This window comes from Candidatus Marivariicella sp. (assembly GCF_983056325.1).
Map to the genome: position 1 here is coordinate 1 of NZ_CEZOWA010000018.1, position 6,331 is coordinate 6,331.

The window sequence follows — 6,331 nt, forward strand, 5'->3', positions numbered from 1 at the left end:
AGTCCACTCGGACCTTACTTTGATGTTCAATTAAATGGAAATCTTGGTACTGGCTTTATCGATTATTCTGTTATTACTGCTGTTGAGGGTTGTCAATTAGATTTTACAGTAATTGTTAATGTTTTAGGCTCAGGAGGTCCAGTAGAGCCAGACAACGACGATGATTGTACTCAAATACAATTAGTGCCAGGAGATGGAGTAATTCGTTTTGATTCTGGTATTAGTCCAATTTTAGTTGATTTATCTCCCGCTCTTTCTGAGTTAGGGATTGACACATCTGCTTCTTCTCCCGTAGTTTTATTAGAGGGATCCATTGGAGATATTGGTTCTTATGATCTTACAGCCACATCCTTTACTCTTGGTGTTCCTGTTTCTGGAAATTACGCAGCGGCTTACGGTATTGAGTATTTTGATGAAAGTGGAGAATGTGTGGGAGAAATTCTATTTATTGTAGCTAACACAGGTTTTGATCTTCAGGAGGGCGATGCAGGGTCTGATGGTGAAGATCCAGGTGATAGTCAAGACAACGAAGATGATTGTCCTCTTTTCGAATTTTCTGTCGGTCCAAATGCAATAATTTATCCCCTAGGATCTGGCGAGGTTTCCGTTTCCATATCTGATGCGATTGGAGCCTTGGGTCTTGGGAATACATGTGAATATAATATTGATTTTGAACTTGTTGACGAATATGCAGGACAATCAATTAGCTATAGCTATGATTGTGAAACTCAAGTATTCAAATTTACAGTTCCAGAAAATGACTATTTTTTAGTTGCTGATATTGGATTTAATTCATCAGATCCATCTTTGCAGTGTGTTGGGGTAATTGGTTTTGATGCATCAAGTTCTGCTGAGACAGTAAATTTGTTCGAATCGCAAAACCCAGATGGTGGAGGTCCAGACACTGGAGGTCCAGACACTGGAGGTCCTGACACAGGAGGTCCAGACACAGGAGGTCCTGACACAGGAGGTCCTGACACAGGAGGAGACAATAAATGTCCAGAGTTAATTTCAGAAAACGGATTCCCTCCGTACATAGGATCCAGTGATGCTGGTTCGTTAAATATCGATTTAAACGAATTCTTTACTGATCAAGACGAAGATGAATTAACATACCAAGTAGCCTTTTATGGAAACCCTGAGAACCTAGCAGTTCCTTCCCTTGACGGTAGTTTGTTAAGTCTTCAATTCAGTGGTTCTATAGGAAATGGATTTGTAGAAATCATGGTTAGTGATGGACAGTGTGAAAATTATGCAGGTTTTGAAGTTCGTATTGCTGATCAAGCAGCGGAGGGATGCCCTCCTTTAATACAAAACCAAATTCAAATTCCAATAGCTCCTTTTGAAACTCAGTTATGGTTTCCAATAGAGTTTTTGTTTGACTCTAGTCAAACAGGCCCTTTAAGTTTTGAATTAACAGCAGTTGGAGATTCTTCAATTGTTGGAGTTAGTCTGGGTGAAGAAGATGGATATAAGGTCATTTATTTTGATTTACCAAAAGATGGAGAGGAAGGACTGTCATCAGAAATTGAGGTTATGGTTACAACCAGTGATGGGGGTTGTGGAGAAAAGTACATTATTGGAATTGAAAGTATTTTTGATCAAGCGTTTTATGATCAATTATCAAATGGTGTTGGACCTGACGGTGGTGGATCTGACGGTGTTGGACCTGACGGTGGTGGATCTGACGGTGGTGGACCTGACGGTGGTGGACCTGACGACGGATGCCGAGGAAATGCTCCTTATCCTGGAGATGAAGGATGGTGTGGTGCTGATACGCCAATAATATTTTCTGAGAATTATTCATTTAACGACATTGAGACAAACGACTCAAGAACAATAACTATAAGTGATCCAATAATTGGTGGTGCGAATTATATAAAAGCTGTTTTTAGTGAAGACCATTGTGTTGCTCAAATTTCTTCATTTAGTAATGAAAACAAGACAGTGACACTAGGTTTTAGTGGCGCTGTAGGATCAACTGTTGTGGTTCTTGAAATAAGAAACGATGATACCTCGCTTGATTGTCCCGCTGTTATAGCATTCTTTGTTGATGTAAATCAAGAACAAGGTGGTGGTGGCGGACCAGGAGGCACCGACGTTCCTATAGTAGATCCAGTTGACCCTTCAACTGGCGAAGGAGAAAATACGGGAGCTAGTTTAATGGATACTTGTGAATGGAATGAATTTCTTTCAGAAATGATTGTTGAACCATCAGCTACTTCTTTGTCAAGAGATCTTTCAAATGAAATTGCTGCATTAAACCTCCCAGATGGATATGCTACTCAGATTGAGATATTTACCGATGGAGTAACACTTTCAGGTTCTGGATCTATAAACGAAGCTGGAGTTTGGACACTTGATTTACCTGGACAAGAGCTATGGGCTCATGTTGATTTTATGTTCTATGAACCCAATACAACAAACTGTTATGATACAATCCACTTTGATGTTATAGTTGCCAACGGTGATTTTGGTGGAGGAGATGTTGGAATTCCTGGCGGAAATGTTTCAGTTGATCCAATAGATAACGGAAATACAGGAAATAATACTACCAGTGGAAGTCTTGGAGAAGCACCTTTTCCAGGTGATGAAGGATTTTGTAGCGCTGACACCGACGTTATCCCTTTGGACGACGTAATTTCAACAACTTCAGAAAACACCGTAACAACTCAAATAGACCATCCACTTTTGAATGAGCCTGGAGTTAGTATAGCTGCGGTTTATACAGACGACAGCTCAATTGCTACGATAAATAATTTTTTCCCACAAAACAACTCTGTTATTCTTGGATTAACCGGAAAATCAGGAGGGGTAGCTATTGTGTTTGAAATAAGAAGAGCTGGAGATGTTGCTCCAGAGAATTGTGCTGCAGTTATGTATTTCATTCTTGGAGTTATTGATCCAGCAGAGATAGAGTGTGAAATCACACAATCCTTTGATCCTATATTTGTAATTCCAGGAACTCAAACTGCAGAAATAGACTTAAATCCATTTTTTGAAGCTTTTGGAGGTTTTGAAGCATATTCTCAATCCTTTAAGCTTGATATAGTAGATCCATTTTTAACAGTCGGCCAGGCATTTTTAAATGGCGCTACGTTATCTTTTGATTTTTCAGGAAACGAAGGTTTTGATATGTTGATTTTTCAAAATAGCGATCTAAACGGAAATTGTATTAATTTATTAGAGGTACCTGTTATTGTTGACCCAGAGGCAGCATCATTAAATTCAGATGCTGGTGGTATTGGTGGGGGTGACCAGGGACCAGATTCAAGCGGTTGTGATATAACAGTAGATTTTGGAGTTGGAGAAAACACAATTTATTTTGAACCAGGAGTAAGCCCTGTCTCAGTCCCTCTTTCCTCTGCTTTTTCTCAACTAGGGGTTGATCTAAGTGATGTTCAAATTGAGGCATATATTCAAGGTGAAGTTGGACCTGCTCCAGGACCTTGGGAAATCGATACCAATGGCTCCTTTAATATTGAAGTGCCTCAAGGCGATTATTTAATAATTATTGACCTGTATATTAAAAATGCCTCCGGAGAGTGTTTGGGAGTAATTATATTTGATATTGGAGCATTTGACACTTCTGCAGATTGTATAGTAACTAATGCTGCTCCTGAAGAGGTTAATCAAACCATATGGTTTTCTCCGGGAGAAACTTTCACGGAAGATTTAACGGACGTCTTTTTCAGCACACAAGGAAATCTCTTAACATATTATGTAGAATTCTCAAATGATCTAATCAATGCTGAAAATCTTGGTGATGGAAATATAGAATTTTTCGTTGGTGATCAATCTGGAGAAGGATCGTTAACAATAACTGTTATTGACGAAATAGCAGATTGTACCACAGAAGTTACATTACCATTTTTAGTTGATCCGAATCCTCCAGAAGGACAAGGTCCACCTCCAGACTTTAGTTGTCCGCAGTACATTGAAGATATTATGCCTTTATATGCAACTAATAATGACCCAAGGGAATTCTTGTTAGATTTAAATAATTTCTTCTACGTACCTCCTACGGGAATAAATTATACTCTCATTACTCCACCTGAATGGGGATCAGATCAAGATGGAGATGGGGAGTTTACTGAAAAATTTGTTGAGGTTAATTTAGAGAATTCGTTCTTAAGAATTAACACCGACAACCGATCAGGACAAGCCTTATTCCAAATTCAGTATGAGTCTGGAGCTTCTTCAACGGCCTCTTGTAGTATCAATCTAATTGATATAATGATTAATGTTGACGATGAACTTGCCTTTATTGAGGAACAATTACAAGAAAATTGTGGTGATAATTTTGACTATTTCACTCTTGGTGGAGATTTTGCTGGAGTTACACTTGAACTTGGAGTTCAGGACGATATTAAAATTGAACTAAGAGATTACTTAATTAATCCTAATGCAGAGGTTGATTTCTATGTTAGATATGATTTAATGTTCCCTGAGCCACCAGTTTCGTCAGGAGGAGGTTTAAATTCTGAACCTAACATGAATATTCCCCTTGTTGATGGTTTTGTGTCAGGTAAATCAGAATTAATAGTCTTTGCGCCTAAATTTGAAGCAGGAGTGGGTGAAATCCCATTTGAAGTTTTCGATTTAGAAACGGGATGTAATTACAACGCTTCAATTTTAATAGAAGTAGTTGACAATTTAGGAATTGCGGATATTGACTGTCCTGAATCTATAATGGAATTCGCAGAGTTTACAATTTCTCAAGATCAACCTTTAGAATTAAACCTTGGAGACTTCTTCGCTGTTACTGGAGATACTAGCTCAACAGGAAGTTTCTTCTACGAATTTGGATCTGACAGACCTGAAAAAGTTCAATTAGAGTTAAATGAATCGGATAATGTGCTTACTATAACACCAGTTATAGGCCCTGATTCGTTAGGAGATGTATTTATCTTCATTAAAGCTGGAGATTCAGAGGAATATTGTGAGACTTTTGCCGATATAATGGTTCGAATTTTACCTTCAGGTGTAACTGAAAATGAATGTCCTTTTGTTTACAGTGAATATTTAAATGAACCATTTCAGTTTCCTATTAATGAAGAATCAGCAATTGTCATTTTAGAAGAATGGATAACAGATGATGGAGGTCCTGGGACTTTAGACTGGAATGTATATATGGATAATAATCCTCAACTAGACTATAGTTTAAACGACGATGGAATATTGACGCTGTATTTGAAGGAATTTATACCAGGGGATGTTACTTTCTTTGTTGATGCAATAGATTCATTTGGATGTCTTACAATAGAAGAGTTTGTTGTCAGATTAGGTGAGCCTTCAGCTGAATTTACATTCAACCGATGCCCTGAGTTAAACGAAGCGGGAATGAATGCATTATATACATCATTATCCTCTCAAGGGGTGGTAGACGGAGTAATACCTAGTAGCGTGGCATTTATAAGTGTACCTCTTTCTGGGGTATACACGGATCTAGACGGAGATACTATTATGTATGATGCCTTTAGCCATGACCCTTCGATTGCTTCAGTTGATTTAGTTAGTAATACATTAACTATTTTCTTCTTACCGGAGAAGTATGGAAATGTTCAATTTGAATTTTTCGCAAGAGATGGAGATCCTTTTTGTGATCCTGGCCAAACTTTGAGTATCACCAGAACACCTCCAGTAAATATTGCTCCAGTAGTGGTTTGTCCTGAAATCATTTCTCAAATACCGCCTATAGAGGTTGTTCAAGGACATCCTTTAGATGTGATTCCTTTGAGTCAATTATTTTTAGACGTCAACACTTCTTCTTTTGACTTTTACACTGTGAGTGGAAACTCTGGGTTGGTTGAATCTGAAATTGATGGAGATAAATTGATTTTAGAATATACCTCAACATCAGACGGGTCTACAAATGTTACTGTGGTTTCAAGTAATGTTTCTGGCACTTGTGACGCAGAACTGAGCTTTACAGTTACGGTTGTTCCTCCTGCTGTAAACTTGTCTCCTGTATTCGAACCACAAAACGTTACAGTTCTTGAAAATGATGCTGAGGAGGCAAGTGCGGCAATTGCAAAATTTGCTTCTCATATAATTGTATCTGACCCAGAAGGAGAAAATATCTCTCTGCTTATTTCGGCAGGAAATCCAGATGCTCTTTTCGAATTAAGACCTACCGCTTCCGCAGCAGGAAGAGTTGACGCTGGATATGATTTATTTGTAATTGGTAAACTTGATTATGAAGAGAAAACTTTCCATGAACTAGAGCTTACTGCTTCTGATGGAGAGAAAACTACGTCCTATTTATTTAGAGTAAACGTTGGTGATATTCAAAATGCATCTATTAATGCTGACTTCACCCTTACTGTAT

At 38.3% G+C, this 6,331-nt stretch carries 1 protein-coding gene; it reads left to right on the top strand.

Annotated elements, in window-relative coordinates:
- On the top strand, positions 1 to 6,331 hold a 6,331-nt coding region (locus tag AC3ATN_RS06805; protein ID WP_487532517.1), incomplete at both ends, for a cadherin repeat domain-containing protein.